This is a genomic window from Nocardioides abyssi, from assembly GCF_030412915.1.
Taxonomy (GTDB): Bacteria; Actinomycetota; Actinomycetes; order Propionibacteriales; family Nocardioidaceae; genus Nocardioides; species Nocardioides abyssi.
The window spans coordinates 1-331 of the sequence record NZ_JAUHJR010000075.1; the positions used below are offsets into that span (position 1 = coordinate 1).

Genomic DNA, 331 nt, shown 5'->3' on the forward strand with positions numbered 1-331 from the left:
TCGTGAACGGGGTCGCGCAGCGGCTGGCCCTGGCGCTCGAGCCCTTCCTGCGCGGCCCGATCCCGGTGCGCCTGGTGGCGTGGGACGGCTCCGCGACCGGACCGGCCGACGGCTCGGTGCCGACGGTCGAGCTGCGCAGCCCCGACGCCGTACGCCGCCTGCTCTGGCACCCGGGCGAGCTCGGCGCCGCGCAGGCCTACGTCACCGGTGAGCTCGACGTGCCCGAGGTCGACGGCTGGGACCTCGACAAGGCCCTGACGCACGCCTTCGCCGTGGCCCGTGAGCGCGGCCTGAGCGGCGTGCGCCCCTCCCCGCGCGCGCTCGTCGAGGC

General features: G+C 77.6%; 1 pseudogene. It reads left to right on the forward strand.

The features are described 5' to 3' along the window. A pseudogene (locus QWY29_RS19970) lies at nt 1-331 on the forward strand (SAM-dependent methyltransferase); the annotation flags it as partial.